Annotated in this window: 22 protein-coding genes and 1 pseudogene; all 23 read right to left on the reverse strand. The window is 25.0% G+C overall.

Features of this window, described 5'->3' with window-relative positions:
* A pseudogene (locus tag HMPREF3181_RS02960) lies at window positions 1–287 on the reverse strand (hypothetical protein); the annotation flags it as partial.
* A gap of 163 nt (window positions 288–450) precedes the next feature.
* Window positions 451–1,239: a CD1107 family mobile element protein gene (locus HMPREF3181_RS02965; protein ID WP_068472831.1), complete on the reverse strand. Its 789-nt coding sequence runs from the start codon at window positions 1,237–1,239 to the stop codon at window positions 451–453.
* On the reverse strand, window positions 1,229–1,480 hold the full coding sequence (locus HMPREF3181_RS02970; RefSeq protein WP_068472834.1) for a hypothetical protein: 252 nt from the start codon (window positions 1,478–1,480) through the stop codon (window positions 1,229–1,231). The genes HMPREF3181_RS02965 and HMPREF3181_RS02970 overlap by 11 nt, the downstream gene beginning before the upstream one ends.
* Window positions 1,481–1,485: 5 nt before the next feature.
* On the reverse strand, window positions 1,486–3,384 hold the full coding sequence (locus tag HMPREF3181_RS02975; protein ID WP_068472836.1) for a CD1108 family mobile element protein: 1,899 nt from the start codon (window positions 3,382–3,384) through the stop codon (window positions 1,486–1,488).
* 6 nt (window positions 3,385–3,390) lie between these two features.
* On the reverse strand, window positions 3,391–5,817 hold the full coding sequence (locus HMPREF3181_RS02980; RefSeq protein ID WP_068472838.1) for a VirB4-like conjugal transfer ATPase, CD1110 family: 2,427 nt from the start codon (window positions 5,815–5,817) through the stop codon (window positions 3,391–3,393).
* On the reverse strand, window positions 5,801–6,118 hold the full coding sequence (locus tag HMPREF3181_RS02985) for a PrgI family protein (protein ID WP_068472840.1): 318 nt from the start codon (window positions 6,116–6,118) through the stop codon (window positions 5,801–5,803). The genes HMPREF3181_RS02980 and HMPREF3181_RS02985 overlap by 17 nt, the downstream gene beginning before the upstream one ends.
* Before the next feature lie 3 nt (window positions 6,119–6,121).
* Window positions 6,122–6,322: a hypothetical protein gene (locus tag HMPREF3181_RS02990; protein WP_068472842.1), complete on the reverse strand. Its 201-nt coding sequence runs from the start codon at window positions 6,320–6,322 to the stop codon at window positions 6,122–6,124.
* Between the two features lie 9 nt (window positions 6,323–6,331).
* Window positions 6,332–7,204 (reverse strand): VirB6/TrbL-like conjugal transfer protein, CD1112 family, encoded by an 873-nt coding sequence (locus tag HMPREF3181_RS02995; protein ID WP_068472846.1) that lies wholly within the window; start codon window positions 7,202–7,204, stop codon window positions 6,332–6,334.
* Window positions 7,205–7,216: 12 nt separating this feature from the next.
* Window positions 7,217–7,432 carry a Maff2 family mobile element protein gene (locus tag HMPREF3181_RS03000; RefSeq protein WP_156435983.1) on the reverse strand — a complete coding sequence of 72 codons (216 nt, stop codon included), beginning with the start codon at window positions 7,430–7,432 and terminating at the stop codon, window positions 7,217–7,219.
* 80 nt (window positions 7,433–7,512) lie between these two features.
* Complete coding sequence (locus tag HMPREF3181_RS03005) at window positions 7,513–9,324, reverse strand: VirD4-like conjugal transfer protein, CD1115 family (RefSeq protein ID WP_068472849.1); 1,812 nt, start codon at window positions 9,322–9,324, stop codon at window positions 7,513–7,515.
* A complete protein-coding gene (locus HMPREF3181_RS03010) occupies window positions 9,306–9,935 on the reverse strand; it encodes a DUF3801 domain-containing protein (RefSeq protein ID WP_068472851.1) in 630 nt (209 codons plus the stop codon). The genes HMPREF3181_RS03005 and HMPREF3181_RS03010 overlap by 19 nt, the downstream gene beginning before the upstream one ends.
* A 595-nt stretch (window positions 9,936–10,530) precedes the next feature.
* On the reverse strand, window positions 10,531–10,815 hold the full coding sequence (locus HMPREF3181_RS03015; RefSeq protein WP_068472852.1) for a hypothetical protein: 285 nt from the start codon (window positions 10,813–10,815) through the stop codon (window positions 10,531–10,533).
* Between the two features lie 92 nt (window positions 10,816–10,907).
* A complete protein-coding gene (locus HMPREF3181_RS03020) occupies window positions 10,908–11,432 on the reverse strand; it encodes a hypothetical protein (protein WP_068472853.1) in 525 nt (174 codons plus the stop codon).
* Between the two features lie 11 nt (window positions 11,433–11,443).
* Complete coding sequence (locus HMPREF3181_RS03025) at window positions 11,444–11,689, reverse strand: hypothetical protein (RefSeq protein ID WP_231723255.1); 246 nt, start codon at window positions 11,687–11,689, stop codon at window positions 11,444–11,446.
* Window positions 11,690–11,730: 41 nt separating this feature from the next.
* On the reverse strand, window positions 11,731–12,630 hold the full coding sequence (locus HMPREF3181_RS03030; protein WP_068472854.1) for a ParB/RepB/Spo0J family partition protein: 900 nt from the start codon (window positions 12,628–12,630) through the stop codon (window positions 11,731–11,733).
* A gap of 11 nt (window positions 12,631–12,641) precedes the next feature.
* Complete coding sequence (locus HMPREF3181_RS03035; RefSeq protein WP_068472856.1) at window positions 12,642–13,406, reverse strand: ParA family protein; 765 nt, start codon at window positions 13,404–13,406, stop codon at window positions 12,642–12,644.
* 89 nt (window positions 13,407–13,495) lie between these two features.
* Entirely contained in the window at window positions 13,496–13,957 is a 462-nt protein-coding gene (locus tag HMPREF3181_RS03040; protein ID WP_068472858.1) for a hypothetical protein, read from the reverse strand.
* A 17-nt stretch (window positions 13,958–13,974) separates the two neighbouring features.
* On the reverse strand, window positions 13,975–14,928 hold the full coding sequence (locus HMPREF3181_RS03045) for a DUF6017 domain-containing protein (RefSeq protein WP_068472861.1): 954 nt from the start codon (window positions 14,926–14,928) through the stop codon (window positions 13,975–13,977).
* Window positions 14,929–14,939: 11 nt separating this feature from the next.
* Window positions 14,940–15,308, reverse strand: coding sequence for a replication initiator protein A (locus HMPREF3181_RS03050; RefSeq protein ID WP_068472863.1), 369 nt, complete (start codon window positions 15,306–15,308; stop codon window positions 14,940–14,942).
* A 180-nt stretch (window positions 15,309–15,488) separates the two neighbouring features.
* The gene (gene nrdR, locus HMPREF3181_RS03055; protein WP_068472865.1) at window positions 15,489–15,935 is read right to left on the reverse strand and encodes a transcriptional regulator NrdR; all 447 of its coding nucleotides are present in this window, start codon (window positions 15,933–15,935) and stop codon (window positions 15,489–15,491) included.
* The gene (gene ftsZ, locus HMPREF3181_RS03060) at window positions 15,935–16,990 is read right to left on the reverse strand and encodes a cell division protein FtsZ (protein WP_068472867.1); all 1,056 of its coding nucleotides are present in this window, start codon (window positions 16,988–16,990) and stop codon (window positions 15,935–15,937) included. The genes nrdR and ftsZ overlap by 1 nt, the downstream gene beginning before the upstream one ends.
* Before the next feature lie 92 nt (window positions 16,991–17,082).
* Entirely contained in the window at window positions 17,083–18,681 is a 1,599-nt protein-coding gene (locus tag HMPREF3181_RS03065) for a cell division protein FtsQ/DivIB (protein ID WP_068472869.1), read from the reverse strand.
* Window positions 18,682–18,683: 2 nt separating this feature from the next.
* On the reverse strand, window positions 18,684–19,793 hold the full coding sequence (gene murG, locus HMPREF3181_RS03070) for an undecaprenyldiphospho-muramoylpentapeptide beta-N-acetylglucosaminyltransferase (protein ID WP_068472871.1): 1,110 nt from the start codon (window positions 19,791–19,793) through the stop codon (window positions 18,684–18,686).

Here is a 19,793-nt window from a genome sequence, read left to right on the forward strand (position 1 = left end):
TTTTCATCTACTTTGTATCCGTCAGGGGTTGTAGTATTTACAAGCATTGCTCCATCTTTACCAAGATAGTAATTTCCTACCCATACGTTTGTTAATCTAAAACCCGACTTATCAAAATAGTACCACTTATTTGATATTTCTTTCCAAGTTGAAGTTGGATAGCTTCCATCTTTTTCTTCATACCAAGAACCAACCTTATTACTTTTCCATTCTCCTGCTTTTACCGAATTTGCAGAAAAAATTATCATAAATGATAACCCTACAGTTAATAAAGCTTTCTTTTTCATACAATCCCTCTCTTTCTTTTCTAAATATACCTTTTTCTATTTTTTTATCCGTTCAATTTAGTATTAGACAATTATTTTTGGTCAATTTGACCAAAGTTTTTTTATTTACAATCAAATTATACCGCATTATTTTCTATTTGTCAGCACTTTTTTTAAAATTTTTTTATTCTTCATCTTCATCAATATCGTCAAAATTTTCACTATCTTCATCTTCTATTGATTCAGCTTCTTGTAGTTCTTGTAATTCTTTATCTTTTTGTCTTTTTTTATAAAAGAAAAAACCACCTATACCAATAACAAATCCTGCTAAAAGTAAATTATCTAAACTTAAAATACTAGAACCACTAGATTTAGATTTTTTAGTTTTAGAATTAGAATCAGATTCTCCACTTTTTCCTAATTCTTTTTTTAATTCTTCTTTAAAATTTTCTAAATCTTCTTTCTTTAACTCTTTCTCTTTATCCTTATCTTTATCTTCTTTACTTCCACCATTACTTTTATTCATTTCTTTTATGATATTAGCCATTTCATTTTCATTTATTTCGGTTAAAAATTGAACTTGCTCAGATTCTTTTGTATAATCAATGATTAAGTAATAGTTTTTACCAGCTTTTGTTGTAAAAGTTAAAAACTGTCTATTTTCATGCCTTTTATCTCCATTATAAATATGTCCATCAGAACCTATGTTTTCTGTAATTTTATTATTCTTAGAATCTTTTTTCGTTTCTTCTTGTTTAGTTTCTTTTATTTCTTCCTTTTTTTCTTCTTTCTTTTCATCATCTTTCGCTTGTGTTTTTTCTTCTTTCTTTTCATCATCTTTTGCTTGTGTTTTTTCTTTTTCTATATCAATTTCTTCAAGTTCTATTTCCTTTGAACTCGCAAAAGAATTTGCCGGTTTAATAAAAAGAAAACTCATTAACAAAAGTAGTAAAATTTTAGATTTATTTTTCATTAGTACCTCCTAGATATTCTATAAATTCTTCAAGAGTTAAATTACTTTTTTTATAAGCCTTATAAATTTCTCTTATTTCTGTCTTTTCAACTTTCAAACTTAAAATTTCTTTTCTTTCTTCTAAATCTTCTAATTCTAAATCAAGTTTTTTTGCTTTTTCTACTAATTCAGAATATTTTTTCTTTTTTACAGAAATAGAATTTATAATTTTTTCAAGTTCTTTTTCTTCTTTACTTGGCATATATACTATTTTCTCCTTTCAAATTTTGGGTCATATTTTTTTATCTCATCTTCCAGTTGTTTTAACAATGCAGGGTCTGCCGGAGAATCTAAATTTGACAAAGTTATGAAATGAGTAATATTTTGTCCCCAAAAACTCATCCCACTAGGAACTCCTTCTTGATGACTTCCAGTTGTCCTATATCCATTTTCAAAGCCTAAAAATATTTCAATATGATGTTGTTGATTTAATATAGCATCTCCCGGTTTTAATGATGATTTTGGGATAGATTTTACAAATCTATTTGGCATATTAAAGGTTGCATATACTCTATCTATATTTCCACCACATTGTCCCCAAGCATTACATACAAAACTTGAACAATCCAAATAATTACCATATTTTCCAATAGGAACTCCATGTCCTGCTCCAAGTCTATATGGTATTCCTTCGTGTGTTGCACACCACATTAAAACAGCTTGTCTTATACTTCCAGGTGTTACAAGTGGAGAGTTAATATATTTTTCCATAGCTTTTTGATAGCCTTTAGCTGGTTTATATATTTTTCTATCTCCATAAATTATTGGATTTTCAAATTCTTTTAATTCATCTTCCATATTGCCTTTAGTTTCAAGTAAAGTTTCAAAATGTTCTAAATTTTCTTTATCCTCACTAAAATCATTTTTAGCTATATCTTTTATTTCTTTTCTTCTTAAATGAATTACAATCTTTTTTTGTTTCTTTTTATAAGCAGTTCCTTCTTCGTCTATATATCTGTCAACAATTGATTTAGTGATACTTTTTTTATAATTTCTTTCAAAAAGTTCATCTAAACTATTTTTAAATTTATCAAAATCTTTAATTTCTCCATATCTTGCAGTTACATAAGATAATAAATCGTGAACATCGTGTCCCACATCATCAGCATCAACTTCATAAATATCATAATTTATATAATATTTTTGTGGATTGTAAATTTCATCAAGAAGTCTTTTTTCTTTATCTCTATAATAATTTTCCATTTTTTTCAAAACTTCAATATCTGATAAATACGTTGTTGTTGCAACAATATCTGTCGTTGTATTTTGAAAAAACATCAAAGCACTTGTTAATAGTACAATAATTGTTATAAATAAAAAAGAAGATAAAGCTAACCATATTAAATTAATTATTTTACCTTTTATAAAAGTAAAAATCCTACTAGGGATTGTTTTAATATATCCCCAAACTCTTTTTAAAACATTCTCTATTTTTTTATCGATAGTATAAAGATGTTTTCTTTTTATGTTTCTCCTTTGAATAAATTTACTTGTAATTTTACTATCTTTATAGTTCTTTTTTCTACTTAATTTTTGCAAATCTTTTTTAAAAGCTGATTTTTTCTTTAACTTTTCTTGCTTCCTTTCAAATTTAGCTGCTTTATGCAAAAACTTTTTTGGCTTGTTCTTGTTTTTAAAATATTTTCTTGTATGAGTAGCAAGCCTTTTATCTAAAAGTTTTTCTGTTGATTCAATTCCTGCATTATTTTCATCTATATTTTTAAAAGTTCTATTTAGTTGAGAATAAGCAAACATATTAGTTCTACGATAAAATTTATAGAATTTATATCTTTTTCTATTTGCTTTTAAACTGAACTTAGCAGATTTTTTTCCTTTTCTTCTTGCTCTCCAATTTAGATTTCTAGTATGATATTTTCTATAAGTTCTAAAAGGATTGAAATTTTCTTTAAAAGTTTTATTCTTTATTTCACTTCTATATTTTCTTTTTATAAAAGTAATTTTCCTTCCTTTAGAATTTTTGAAATTTCCTAAGGTTTTGTTTTTGAATTTTAAATTTTTCTTAAAATTAAAATTTTGTTTTTTGTTTTTAATAAAACTATTAATGTTTTCTTTAATTCTAATTTTTTTTATTCTAATCTTTTTCATAGCGTTTTAACCTATTTCTCTAAAACTTGTTTGTAACAATTTGTAGAGTTTAGTTGTTTTAGGAAATTTATTTTCAAAAGGTACTATGTCTTTTCCAAATTTAATAAGTCCTGAACCTTTATCTGGATTGGATATATATTTTTCTTGTTCTAAAGATAGATTTAAAAGTCTTGCCATAATTTCCCTATCTTTTGGAGCTTGTTTTAAAATTAAGATAAAATCTGTATTTTCAAAAATATCTTCTACACCTTTATAAGCCAAAATGTTTTTAACATTTTGAGTCATAAGCGTTGGAACTCCTCCATATTTTCTAAATCTTTTGTAAACTTGTGTATTAAATTTTGCAGTTGTTGGGTCTTCAAAAAATAAGTGTGCTTCATCTACATAATATCTAGTTAATATTTTTTTATTTCTATTTACAGTAACTCTATTCCAAACTTCATTTTGAATTATTTGCATACCAATTTTTCTAAGTTTTTCTCCAAGAGAATTTATATCATAACAAATAATTCTCTTTTTTATATCTATATTAGTATGATGATTAAAGATATTCATAGAACCTTTTACATAAAATTCTAAACTTTCGCAAAGCTCGTATGAAATATCAGTTTTATAGCTTAATAATTCATTATATAAATCTTCTAAAATTGGAATATTTTCCTTTTTAGGATTCTTAAAATATTCTTTATAAATTTCTCTTACAGCTCTATCTATTATAGAATCCTCACGAGGCTCTAAACTCCTTTTTAATATAAGTTCAAAAAATGATAAAACAAAATCAAGTTTTATACTTAAAGCAAAATCTTCTCCGCCATACCCTAAGTTAATATCTAAGGGATTGATATAGTTTTTTGAGTTCGGAGAAATTTCTATAACTTCGCCATCAAGAGCTTTTGTTAGTTCTATATACTCTCTTTCCGGGTCTAAAATTATTATTTCATCATCAGTTAAAAGATAAGATAATGTCATTTCTTCCTTTGCTGCAAAAGACTTTCCAGAACCAGTTGACCCTAAGATTAAACCATTAGCAGAATTTAAGTACATTCTATCTAAGCAAATTATATTTTTACTTATTTGATTATTTCCATAATAGAATGGATTTCCTTTTGTTATTAGTTCCTTTGTTTTAAAAGGAATAAATGCTGCAACAGATGAAGTTGTTAAAATTCTCATACTCTCTATTTCATTTTTACAAAGTGGTAAGGACGATACTAGACCTTGTTCTTGTAAATATTTTAATGGTTTTAATATCGAGTTGTTTCTCTTTGCAATTTTTCTAAGACTGGCTAAAATTTTTCTTGAATACAACTTATCTTTTGCTAAAATAGTAAAAAGAATAGTTACTTTAAAAAGTTTTTCATTTTTACTTTTTACATCTTCAAGTAAAGATTCAACACTGTCTAAATTTTCTTTTAATTTTCCACCAATCAAATCCATATCGTAACCTGATTTTATTGCCTTTTTTTGTTCTTCAATTTTCATTTGTTGAAGGTTGGTTAAAGTTTTTGCTACAAGATTAGTTCCGTCAAGTTGGTCGATAGGTTCTATATGAAAATTAATATATAAATCTTCATTGACTTCTACAAATTCTTTCAAAATTTCATCTGAAATTTCAGAACCTGTTATCTCTAAGTAAAAAGTTTGTGCAACCATTTCATTTATTTTAAATTCATCATCTTTTGAAAAATCTAATAATTTAGGTGTAATTTTTTCTTTTTGGTCAATTTGACCAAAATCTAAATTCTTATGAGGATTTAACATTTCATAAAAAAGTGATAGTCTTTCTTCTAAATTCAAAATTTTTATTTCAGTGTCCAACTCTTTAAATTGCTTTTTTAAATCTTTTTCCATTCCTGTCAAATTTATATTAGCTTCTTTTAAATTCTTTGCAGTTGTTTTAAAAGTTAAAAATTTTCTTTTTTCAAAACCTTTATTTTTATTTATTTTATTTTTTAAAATTTGATTATATTCATCTCTAAATTCATCAAAAGCATCGTTTTTGTTTTCTATTTTAAATCTATCTTCCAATTTAAAACTTTTTTCCCCACAATTTATATATGAAAATTGATAAGAGTTAGAAGAATCAAAAGAATTTAATATTTCTGAAAAGTTTATAAATAAATTTTCTCTATCTTCTTCACTTAAAGCGGTATAGTTTCTATCAAAAAATTCTAAAGTTTTACTATATTCATTTTTTGAAATTTTAAAAACTCCGTTTTTATAAACTTCTAATGGTAAAACTGTATCTTCAGTCGTAACATTATTTGTTTTAGCATTCTTATTTAAAAAAACATTTATTGAATCCAAAATTCTTTTTATATCTCTTTTAAGATTAAATTTTTCTTTTGTTTTCTTTCTGTCGATTTTTACTTTTTTTAACTCATTATTTAACTTTTTTAATTTTTCAGTTGTTTTGTTATTCTTTTTTGCCAAGTCCTTTAACCCCCTTTCTCTTCCTTATTTTTTTCATAAGTTTAAAATTTAAAATGTGAAATAAATGTTTTTCTAAGCCTTTTCCATTCTTTTCATAAAAAGCAAAAACAAAAAATGGAATAGCAAGTGTAATCATTAAATATATAGATGTGTTTATTCCTAATTTTTTAAAAGTTAATAAATATGTTGGTAAAGAAACTATTCCCGCAAGACTAAAGCAAATTAATTGTCTTTTAGTTAAATTAAATATTACTTTTGTTTTTATTTTAGTAATATCAGTAGGTACTTCAACAAAATTCATATTCTACTCCTTTTCATTTTTTTCTAATCTTTCCAATTCACAAATATCTTCAGCTACACTTTTGAAATTTCTATAAACGTTTTGATTCAATTCGTTTATTTGTTTTTGTAAATGATGTTCTTTTATTTTTGAGTGAATAAATAAGGCTATTCCTCCTAAAATAAAATATTTATAATTATTTTTATATTTATATTTATATTTCATATTCCTCCTCTAATGAGCATTAAATATACTCTTTGCAAGTGAACCTGTCTTTAGCATAGTTACCATCAATAAAACTGCATATCCTAAAACAGACCAAACAGCTTTCATTGCATTTGTATAATCTATACTCTTTATAAGTATTGCAAAAATAGTTACACAGAGCATTATTAAAAACCCTTGCAAGGCTAATGCTCCTAAATTTTTTAAATAGTTATTTCCAAAATTCCAATTATGGTTTTGACTTGTAATACTAGCTACTGGAATTGGAGCTATCGCCCCCATCAAATATATTTCTATTATTCTTCCATAAATTATAACGTGAATAGCAATAGAAATTATATAGACTGCAAGTCTTACTATCAAAAGCTCTATATATGTTACCATCAAACTACCTACCGAATTTTCTTTTAGAGCTTCTTTTATAGTTGATAAATATGAATCATCAAATTTAGCAGCTTCATTTAGATAAGGTTTTGCATCTGTTATTATCTTTTCTCCAATTTTAAATGCAAATAAAAATATCTTAGTACAATTTTTCACAAACATAAATGCTATTATGAATTTAAAAAGTGGCTTTAAAACGTCTATAACGTCTATCTCTTTCAAGTTATTCTTACTTTCTGCAAGTTGTACATACTCCATTACCAAGATTGCAGCTATTATTAGAGCTGCAACTGGTAAAATAACTAGAGTAGATATATTTTTTACAAATTCCCAAATAGATGTATTCCAAGTATCTGGAGCTACTGAAATATTATTGGATATTCCTATTAAATCTTCATTTATAGAGTCAAATATTCCTGATAATATTTTACCTATTCCATCTATTATTCCATCTTTGATATAATTAGTGATTTTATCAAAGATTCCAAAAAATACCATTCTTTAACTCTCCTAGTAGTTAATATAATTTTGTAGAAGTGGTACTAATTTAAGTCCAACAACAAAAATAATAGCTCCACCTACCATTTGTTTTGTTCCACTATTTTTATCTGCAGCATTCTCAGAACCGTGTCCTTCTCCCCACTTAACAACTCCCATTACTGTTAAAAATGCTCCAAATAATTTTAATGCCCAAGCCATTAAGTTTAATATTTCTGTAAAATTCATTTTTAAAAATCCTTTCTTTTTTGTTTTAATAAAAAAAGAACTTAAAATATTCAAAATTAAAAAATATTCTAAATCCTTTATTAATTTTCTTTTTCTTCTTGTTCTTCAAATTCAAAAACTTCTATTATATCTTCTTCAGATAAATCTATTTCTCCTCTTTCTTCCTTTAAAAATTCTTCTAAATCAATTCTATTTTTTTTATTATAATCTAATAAATATTTATAATTTGGATGTTTTGTTATATCATATTTTTTAGAGAAAAATGGAGGTAACCCTGTAATCTTTAAAATACATTTATCTCTAGGTATTTCTGATAATTCGTTTGCGTCTAAAAGCCTTCTACCTGTTTTTTGATAACTTGTTCCAAAAGTTTCATCTCTACCTTTATTACTTGAATTATTCATAACTTCAATAGTTTCGTTTCCTATCATTTCAGAGATTTCCTTAGTAGTTTTCCCAAACTGTCCTCCTAAAAATAAAAAACTATCACAGTTTTCTATAATTGATTCACTTTGACCTTTGAACATAGCTTCAAGTTGTGCTTTTGCCTGTAAAAATATATTTACAGACATATTTCTTGACCTTAAAACTGTTATTATCCTTTGAAAATTAGGAACTTTACCACTATTAGCAAATTCATCAAATAAAAATCTTATATGATATTTTAAACTTCCTCCTTGATTATATGCTTTTTCAAAAAGTCTATCAAACATTTGAGAATACATTATAGCGGTCAAAAAGTTATATGTTGATTGAGTATCTGATGTAATCATAAATAAAGCTGTTTTTTCATCTCCAAGTGATAATAAGTCCATTTCATCATAGGACGTTATTTCTCTAACTTCTGGAATTGTAAATACTGATAATCTAGCTAAACAAGAAATTACAATAGATTGTTTAGTTTCTTTTGCACCAGAAAGATATGAATTATATTGCAATACTGCAAAATGTTCACTATCTTTTTCTTCAAGTTCCTTAAACAACAAATCTAAAGCATTATTTATACTATCTCCTACGTTACCAAGTTGTAATATTTTAAAAATTGATTCAAATGTATGTTCGCTTTTTTCTAGTTCATAAAAAACATAAGATGAACAAGCTAGAAGTAGCATTCTTTCAGCTTTTATCCAAAAGCTTTCTCCCTTTTTTTCTCCTTCACTATCTGTATTTTCCATTAAACTATCAATAAAGATAAACATATCACTCATATTTCTAATATATGCAAAAGGATTGTAGTGCATAGACTTAGAAAAATCTATCGTGTTAAAAACTTTTAATTTATATTTAGCTTTTTTTAATAAATATGCGGTTTCATCAAATACAGTTCCTTTTGGGTCTGTAACTGCATAAGATGAATGTAATTGCATTAAATTTGGTTTTACAAAAAATCTTGTTTTACCAAAACCCGTTCCACCAATTACCATAACATTTTTATTTCTAGCAAATTTTAAGCTTTTAATATTCTTTATAGTCAAGCTCTCGGTTTGAGTTAAAATAATATTTTCTTTAAATTCTGCATCAATAAATGGAGCTATATCTTTCATGTTGCCCCATCTTGCTCCTCCGTATTCTTTACCACTCTTTTTTAATTTTTTTCTGTTCTTATTTCTTAAATAAACAAAAATATTTACAATTAAAACCATAATTATAGTATTTATTAAATTTTTAAAATTAAAAACTATTTTAGCATTAATAACCTTATTTAGCTCTAAAATAGTTTTAAATGATTTATCTAATAAATCCCCACTCATAGTATCATATATAGTTATAAATTTAAAAGAAAAGTAAAATAAAGCTAAATTGAGTATAAAAAAAGCTATATACTTTTGTTTGTGTTCTTCAAAATCTAGTTTATAGCTATCAATAAGTTTTTTTATCTTTTTCTTTGCCATATTTCTTCACCACTTTTAAAATTCTTTTTAAAAGTATCTTTTATTCTATTAATCTTTTCTGATAAAGACTCTTTGACAAAATCTTTAAATTCAGTTTCTTTTGTTTTAGTTTCTGTAAAATTTTCAGTTTTTGAATTTGTACTTTTCTCTTTTTTATTAAATTCTTCCCAAAAATTTTTTGCTTTTTCTTTCTTATCACGCCTTTCTGTTTTCTTTTCCTTTTTCTTTTCTTTTTTCTTAAATTTAGATTCAAAATATCTATCAACTTCTTTATAAGCTTTTTCTAGAGCTTCTTTATCAATAGCTTTAAAATATAGTTTATAATTTATTTTTCCATTATCAATTTTTTGTTTTTGAACATAAAAATCTACTCCATATTTTTTTAATTTCTTTTTTAATAAACCCCAATATTTTGAATCTTTAATTTTAATATTCTCAAGTTTTCCTCCCCTGTTCAATTCTTTAAACTTCATCTTTCTTCCGTTTAATTTTTGTTTCTTCAAAGGTTTTTTATTTGCCCTATTAGAAATAAATCTTAGAGCTATTTCAAAAAGTTGCCTTGAATTTTTAGCATTAGCTATTAAAACTTGAGTGACATTTTCATTAATCAATTATACTATCAACTCCTTACATATAGAATTTAAAACTTAAGTTTTAATTATCATCAACCTCCTTTATAGTTATAGATAAATTATCTATACAAAAAAAGCAACTATTTTTGTAGTCGCTTTCTTATGTGGTTTTTATATACCTTTCCACGATACATATTATAACATATTTTCTTGTTTTTTTTGAACTTTTTTTGCCCAATTTTTGCCCTGATTTTGCCCAATTTTTGCCCAATTTTTGCCCTACTACTTGTTGGAATTTCAGCAAAAAGTTTGTTCAAATTCTTAACACTTTAAAAAATGTAAAAGTATTTTATGTATTTATCTTATATATTTTTTATTTTAAAGTAATTTAAAATGGTTATTTGCATTTTAAAAGCCAGTTTCACAAAAAATATTTTTTGTCAAGTTTTCAAAATAATTCAAAAAATTTTCAAATTATTAAAAAATCTTAACAATTGACCGTTTTCCTAATTTTTATTCTATTTTTTACACTTTCGCTTTTTATTTTGTGTATGCTTGTTTTTATAAAAATAAAAAAAGAAATAGATTTTTTTCTATTTCCTATTTTACAACTATTTCTATAAATTAAAGTGCTTTACTCAGTAACCAAACTGTTAGTCACTTTATTTAACTTTTCTTCTAAATTAGCTAATTGTTTTTCAACATAATCAAGTTTAGCTATTGAATTAAAACCTTTATTTAATAAATCAAGTTTTTCTTTTTCTAACTCTTCTATCTCTTTTATATAAATATCTTGTTTTTTTAGTATAATATTATTTATAGGTCTTGACTTATAATAAGTATATTTATCTTGTAATAGCTCATTTATTATTAAAACAAGTTCTTCTTTTGTATAAACTTCTGTGTTTATTAATTTCATATAAATTTCCTCGCTCACAAACAATATCTCAAATCCAATACTATCATCATAGTATTTACAAATTAGGCATCACAATCTTCATCATTTTTCTCCTACTTTAATTTATATTCAACAGAAATTACTGAAGAATCTTCATTATTTACTGTTGTACTTTTTATTCCAACTGTCTTTTCTCCAATTTTATAGTTATAATAATCATTTCTTGACACATTTGATTCTAAATTTTTATTATCAGGTGTCTTATATACAATATAGTATTCATCTGGAAATATTCCAAGCAAAACTGTTTTTTTATATTTATCAACTATTAAAATTTCACAATCTTCATTAAATTCGGTTAAACTTTTAATTCCCAATGCTGGTTGTAAAGGATAGCAAAAATTACTTTTTGACTTCTTTAGGTTTTCCTCAATTCTTATTTGATTAGGTTTTTCATTCACTCTAGTCTTATCAAGAAACGACCCGGAAATATGAGTTCCTATAATTACTAAAAAAAATATTATGAGGAATATTACTAATACCCTTTCTATGTCCTTACATTTAAATAAAATAGTAGCAATTAATAAGGCTAATATGGATATAAATATATATATAAATATAAATATTAAAAAACTCATAAATTTACTCCTTAAAATCTCTTGTCTTTTGGTATTTTAGCTACTTTTGACCTACATTCACAGCAATAGTAATATACACTAATTAACTTACTTGTTGCATAGTCATACATTTCAGCATTATAGTCAGTCGCCATACCCTCATTATCAACTACAAACTCATAAATTCCAGTATATTTTTCTTTTGTAAAAAACAAATCTTCATTTCCACATTTTTTACATTTCAATTTCATCTTCTTGCTCCTTTTTGTTTTATTCATAGTTCTATCCTTTCAATTTTTGGTCAATTTGTCCAAAACTTTTATAGCGATAATTTTTCTTGTTCTTTTAGTAATTTATTTTTATTTAAGAAATCTAAAATTTCAATCCACTTACTTTTTTCAATATCAAATTTTAAATACAATTCTTCAATCTCAGTTTCTTTTTTAAATTTTTTCTTTTTATTTAATTTTTCAAAAAGTTCATCTATAACTTCTTGATTTACACTTATTTCCATAATTAAATTTTCTATGAATTGCTTACTAATTCTTTTTAATGAAATTCCTCTATCAAAAAAATATTTACAAACCTCATCTTGTTCATTTCTATTTAACTTTGCTATTTCTAAATACACTTGTTGTTTTAGCTCATTTTCATCAACCATTTTTAAAAATGTTTCATTTAAATTTGTTATTTTTACAAATCTCCTAATTGTTTTTTCTGAAAATGGAGTATCTTTTGCTAATTCTTCCCAAACATTAAATCCTTTTTCGTCTTTATTTCTATTTTTTTGTAGTATTTCTTTTTTTATTAAATAAGAATGAGCCAATTCACTGCTCAACATATTATGCCTTTGATTCAAGTTAGCATTAATTAGCTTTATTGTAGCTTCATCATCAGTCATTTCTTTTACTATACAAGGAGCTTCTTTTTTTCCTAATTGCTTTAATGCTAAATATCTATGCCTACCAGAAATAATTTCAAACAAATTTTCTCTTTTCCTAACTAAAAGTGGACTATATAACCCATTCACTTTTATATCTTCAGCTAAGGAAGTGATATATTCTTCAGATTGTAATCTAAAAGGTTGATTCTCAATTATAATTAATTCATCAAGATTTATATTAACTATTGCATATTCCTCATTTTCAAAGAATACAGATTGTATATTTTCATTATTTCTAACAAAATTTTTCATATCAACATTTTTTAATAAACTCATAATCTCACCACCTATTCTTTATTTATAACTTCTTTTGCAAGTTCTAAGTACTGTTCTCCAAGTTTACTATTTAACTTAACTAATGATGTTTTTATAGCTGTACTTTCACTTGCAACAGTTGATTTGCTTATTGTAGTATTAAATAAATCTTTTTTGTATTCTAACTTTAAATGTTCTAAAACCATTCTACTCATAACAGTGTTCTCTATCATAGTTGGTAATATTCCTAAAACTCTTAAATTTGCATTTAAATGAACTTTTATTTGTTCAATAGTGTTATATACTAAACGTAAACTTTCAATAGTAAAATATTGTGATTGAACAGGAATTATAATGTCCGTAGATGTTGCAAGAGCATTAGTCATTAAAGTTGATATTGATGGAGATGTATCTATCAAAATATAATCATATTGTTTGAAGAAATCGTCTGCTAATATCTCATTTAAAATCATTTCTCTAGCAAGTCTAGTTTCCATCTGCTTTTCAACAACAGATAGGTATGGACTACTAGGAATATATTCTATTTCATCATTCTCAGATATTTTTATATAATCAGTTAAATTTATTGTTTGTTTAAAAAGAAATTTACTAATTAAATCATCAATAGTATTTCTATCATCTCCATCGTGATTTAAATATATAGATAAACTATTTTGTGGGTCAAAATCTATCAATAAAACTCTTTTTCCCAGTTCTTTAAGAGCTACTCCTAGATTCATCGTACTAGTAGTTTTTCCAACTCCACCTTTTTGATTTCCAACTGTTACTATTTTCATCTTCCAATCCTCCTAAATTATTTGATTTTATTTTTATTTAATTTTAATAAGTAATATATACTTTGAATTAGCAAAAGATACTCCATTTTCTAAAAAATAGTTAAAATTTCATCTGATTTTTTTACTTTTAAATAATCTAATATATCTAAAAGTGCCTTATCTTCTAATTTATAAATATATCTTTCACAAAAATTATATTTTTTAGAAATTTCTGAATAAGAAAAAAAGTTTATATAAATATCGATAAGAACTTCTCTTTGAATATCATCAACATAATTTATTAAATCTTTAATCTTATCTTGTTCGAGTTTTATAATCAAGAGCTTATTATCTTGTTTTTCTAATAATTCTAAATATTTGTATATTTGCTTCTCTTTTGAATTGTTAAAATTAGAAAATATTTTTTCATCAAAATTTGTAGCTCTCAAAGTCGTATATTTATCTTCCAATTTGTTTTTTTCTTTTTCAAGTTTAAATTTTATTTTTTCAAAATATTTATATTTACTAAAATATTTTTTTAAATCTTTCTTTGTTTTTATTGAACTTTGCATCTTTACTCCTTATTTTTTTATAAAAAGTTATCTGAAAAGTCATCTGAAATTTCATTATCAATTTGTACTAATTCAGTTGAATATGAATTGTAAAGACAAGTTATTAAGTAACTTCTAATATTTTTAGCTTTTTTACTATTTTTTCTTATCGAACTTAAAACATATTCAATATGAGAATATGTCAACAATAAAAACCTCATTTTAACAAGTTCTTTAGATATATAATTTCCAGATACTCTTATTTTTTCATCTTTAGATAAAATAACATCTAACATAACTTCAATAATTTGATTTAAATATTCCATTTCTGTTTTTGATAGACTTATTTCTAAAATTTCATAATTTAAATTTTTATAAATTAAATCTTTATATTTTTTATATTCAATCACATCAACATCAATCTCTTCGGATTGATTGATTGAATTAGTATAAATAGAATCAGTATGATTTATATTAGTATAATTAGGGTCCAAATTTTGAACTTCTAAAGGTTCATTTTTTGCACTTCTAGAAGTGCAAATTTCAGACTTCTTGAAGTCCAAATTTTGAGTTTCTAGAAGTTCAATTCTTGGACTTCTTGTATTTTTAGCCAATTCTTGATAATTTGGTTTTAAAATATATATTCTATTTGCTAAACCTTGACCCATTCTTCTTTCAAAAAGCAATTCAAATTCAATCAATTCTTTTTTATATTTTATTACTGTATTTTTTGATAAACACAAAACATCTTTTAAACTTTCTATTGTATAAATTAAAAATATCTTTCCGTTTTCATCTGTATATTTATCTTTATTTTTTAAGGATAAACTTTGTCTATCTGCTAAAATTGAATAAAGCATTTTTGCCCCTAATGATAAATTTTGATATAACTTAGAAGATATTAAAATTGCAGGTGTTTTTATAAATCTATATTCTTGATAATAGTCGTTTTCTGAATAAAATAATTCATTATTTACATCTTTATATTTCATAAATTCACCTCCTACATACCATTAGGTTTTAATAAATAATAAATGTTTTGAGATTTTTTATCTTTTTTATCTTTTTGAATCAACAAATCATTTTTTAATAATTCTTTCTTATACTTCAATGAAGTTATAGTTGATACACTTAATGCCTCGTTCATTTCTTCGATAGTGAATTCAAAGAATAAAAATCCTTCTTCATCTTTCAATACATCTTCAGAAATTAGTTTATCAAGATAAATTCCATAAAGCATTTTTGCCCCTAACGATAAATTTTGATAATATTCATTGAACAATTCTTTTGGTATTAAGTAACAATTTTCATTACTTAAATTTAAGACTTTAGGAATATCTCTAAAAAGTCTATCTTTGATTAATAATTTCATAAGTCCTCCTTTTTATAAAAAACAAATTTATTTTATTACACTATTTTGAAATAGTTAATTATAAACTCTTTTTTTCAACAAAAAAATAGATATAAACATTGATTTCTCAATACTTATATCTATTTTCACATCATATGCGGACTTACAAAACCATATAAAAAGGAGTGAATAAATCACTCCTTAAAACTCTTCTTGTAAATATTCCAAAAATGCTTTAACATCCTTGAACTTTTTATAAACAGCTGCAAAACGAACATAAGAAACTTCGTCAAGATTTTTTAAATTTTTCAAAACCAATTCTCCTATTTGAGTCGATTCAATTTCATTTTTATAATTCTTTCTAATATCCATTTCAATATTATCTATAACAGCTTCTATCTGTTCATCATCAATATTTCTCTTTTCACAGCATTTTTTTATCCCAGCAAAAACTTTGTTACGAGAAAAAATTTGTCTTGAGCCATCTTTTTTTAATACAAAAATTACAAATTCAGGCATTCTTTCATAAGTTGTAAATTTATAATTACAAACTTCACAAAGACGTCTTCTCTTAACATAAGTTTTATCTTGCGAATTTCTAGAATCTAAAACTCTAGTAGTTTCTGCTCCACAGTTAGGACATTTCATTATCTTAAGAAACTCGGAATATCTAAATCTAATCCATCATCTTTTTTAGCAGAAGATGATTTGCTTTCAATTGAAGTTGGTTTTCTTAGTCCACCTGATACAAGTGGATCAAAGCCAGTTGCAATAACAGTAATCTTAATATCATCTCCTAATGATTCATCAATTCCTGAACCGAAGATAACATTAGCATCTCCATCAATAGCCTCTCTAATCAATTCAGCTGCTTCATGAGCTTCAAAAATACCAACACTAGCAGCAGTAACATTAAGAAGAACAGCCTTAGCACCATCAATAGAAGTTTCAAGTAATGGACTGTTAATAGCCATCTTTGCTGCCTCAATAGCTCTATTATCTCCACTTGCTCTACCAATTCCCATATGAGCAATTCCTTGGTCTAACATAACTGACTTAACATCAGCAAAGTCTAAGTTAATGATATTTGGAACGGCAATTAAATCTGAAATACCTTGAATACCATTCATTAAAACTTCATCAGCCATAGCAAATGCCTCTAACATAGTTGTTCTTTTTTCAGAAATTTGTAATAATCTATCATTTGGAATAGTAATTAAAGTATCAACTTTTTCTTTCAAAGCCTCAATTCCTTGTTCAGCTTGAACAGCTCTTTTTCTTCCTTCAAAAGTAAATGGTTTAGTAACAACACCAACAGTTAAAATTCCCATTTCTTTTGCAATACCTGCAACAACAGGAGCGGCACCTGTTCCGGTTCCACCACCCATACCGGCAGTTATAAATACCATATCAGTACCTTGAAGTGATTGTATAATTTCTTCTTTACTTTCTTCAGCTGCTTTTTCTCCAACTGCAGGATTAGCTCCGGCTCCAAGACCTCTTGTTAATTTTTCTCCAATTTGTATTTTTGTTTCTATATCAATAGAATTTAAAATTTGTCTATCTGTATTAATAGCAACAAAATCAACACCCCTTAAGCCTGATTGTTTCATTCTTGATATAGCGTTATTTCCACCACCGCCAATACCAAAAACTTTAATTTTGGCTAAATCATTTCCATATACTTCCATTTCAAATGCCATTTCAATTTCCTCCTGTATTTTTTATATTAATTTCTGTTTAATTTTAAATTTCAGTTATTTAATATTATACTAAATTTTTCAATAAAATTCTACTATTTTTTTACTATTATTGGGTTATCTCCAACATTTAATATAATTTCTTTTGCATTTATTCCTTCAAGTTGAATTTTTTTGATTAAAATTCCAATAACTTGAGTTTTTTTAGCATAATCTTTCAAATCTCCAAATGTAACTTTTAAAGAATTTTTAAATTCTAAAACTATTTCTTTATCATTAGTGAAGTCTATACTAACAATTTCAGAATAATATTCTTTAGTTAAAATATCTAATAAAAATTTAACTTTTGTAATATCTTTAGAAAAATCATCTCCAACTTTTAATCCTGTTTCAGAAATTCCTTTTATCTGAACTCCTGATGCCTTAGAATTATCAGTAACAACCTCTTTAACTTTTCCATAATTATCGATAGTAGTTAATCCACTTGGTGAATTTATATAAGCACTAACATAATTTTCTTTTATTTCTATTTCAATTATATTTGGATAATTTTTCCTTACCTTAACACTTTCAATATTTGAAATTTCTTTTAAGTTTTTTTCAATTTTACTTGAAGATGCTAAAAATATATTATCTCCAATACTAACGCCACTTTTTGAAATTAAAATTTCTTTTTCATTAGCAACATTACCGGTAATATTTATATAATCTATTTTAAACAAATCATGAGTTAATCCAAAATAAACAGCTATCGCTGAACAAGCAACTAAAAAAGCTAAAAGGAATTTAAAGAAGATTCTAAATCCTCCTCTTTTTTTCTTTTTCTTACCTTTTTTATTTACATAATATTCATCTTCATCTTCTTCGTATTCATCTTCAAACTCATCATCTGTTTCTTTAAGTTCATTATAGTAATTAGATTTTTGACTTACATTTACAAAAGATTTTTCATCTGAGTCAACATTGTATTCCGGTTCATCATCTAAACTACCAAAATCGTCATCGTCATCTTCTTCATAACTTTTATTTTCAAAACTAACATATCCTGAATTATCAAATAAAGAATCATAATTTCCCTCTTCAGATGAATCTTCATCATTTGCTATACTATATTGATTAAATATTGAATTTTCATCTTCTTTTTTATCATCAAAAACAGTATCTTCAGTTGTTTCAAATAAAGAATCATATTTTTTTTCATCAGATACAGTATTAGAATTTTCATCTTCATGTTCTAAACTGCCAAAATCATCATCGTCATCTTCTTCAGTTTTATCATATAGTTTTATATCTTCTTCAAAATCATCTACTATATCGTAAATTACATCTTCCTCAAGAATTTCTTCTTTTTTATCCAATTCAGCTGTTTCATTTAAGATTTCTTTTTCTTTTGGAATTTCAATTTCTTTTAAAATTTCTTTTTCTTCTGAAACATCTTGAATCACCTCATCTTCAATCATATCAGAAGATGAAAAAACATCCTTTTTAACTTCTTCAAAAGAATTTTTTTCTTTTTCATGCTTAACTTGCTCAAAATCTACACTTCTAAAATTTTCAAAAAAAGATTCATCAATAGTTTTTTCTTTAGACTTTAATTTATCATATTCATAGAATTCATCTTTTACAGAAATGTCTTCATCTCTATTTTTCTTTATAAAAATTCTAGGCTTTTTTTCTCTTTTATCAGCAGACATAACTACCTCCCTTTAAATTCATCATAAAATATTGAAACAAAGTCTTTAACTGCATTAGGTGTAGCAAGTTTTTTCGCATTTTCTTTCATTTGCTCCAATCTACTATTATCAAAAATTATCTTTTCTATATTTTCCCATAATAAATCTGAATTTAATTCTTTTTCTAAAATAAGTTCAGAGGCACCAATATCTTTATATGCTCTCGCATTAAATTCTTGATGATTTTCTGTTGTATATGCTTTTGGAATCAAAATACTTGCTAATCCAATTTTAGAAATCTCAGCAAGTGTTATCGCTCCGGAACTTGTTATAACAAGGTCTGAAACTCCATAAGCCTTATCCATTTCAGTCATATATGGTAAAATTTTTACATTATTTTCAATTTTTATCCCTTTGTTTTTTACTTCTTCTAAAAATTTATCGTAATTAAGTTTTCCGGTTACATGAATTAAAGAAATTTTTTCATTTTCACAAAATTTATCTAAAATTCCAAGAACAGCTTTGTTAAGCTCTTCACTTCCGTTACTTCCTCCAAAAGAAAATATATTTTTAGAATTTTCATCTATTTCAAAAAATTTAAGAGATTGCTCTCTATTCAAAAACTCAAATCTATTTCTTATAGGATTTCCTGTAACAACACATTTATCGTTGTTTTTAAAAAACTTGATAGACTCTTTAAAAGTAACTGCCATAGCATTAACATATCTTGATAATATTCTATTTGTAATTCCAGGATAACTGTTTTGTTCATGAAATATTGTATAAATACCCATTTTATGAGCTTTATATAAAACAGGTCCTGTTACAAATCCTCCTGTTCCTATAACCACATCAGGTTTAAATCTCTTTAATATTTTTTTTGCTTGTCTTAAACCTTTAAGTAAAACAAAAATAGATTTAAAGAATTTTTTATTAATCTTTCTTGGAAGTCCCATAACTTCTATTGATTCATAATTAATCTCTAAGCTTGGAATCAATTCACTCTCCATACTATTTTTAGAACCTATGTATAAAATATCTATATTATTATCTCTTTTTTTCAACTCTTCAATTATTGCAACAGCAGGATATATATGTCCTCCTGTTCCACCACCAGATATTACAACTTTCAT

Source organism: Parvimonas sp. KA00067 (genome assembly GCF_001553085.1).
Classification (GTDB): Bacteria; Bacillota; Clostridia; order Tissierellales; family Peptoniphilaceae; genus Parvimonas; species Parvimonas parva.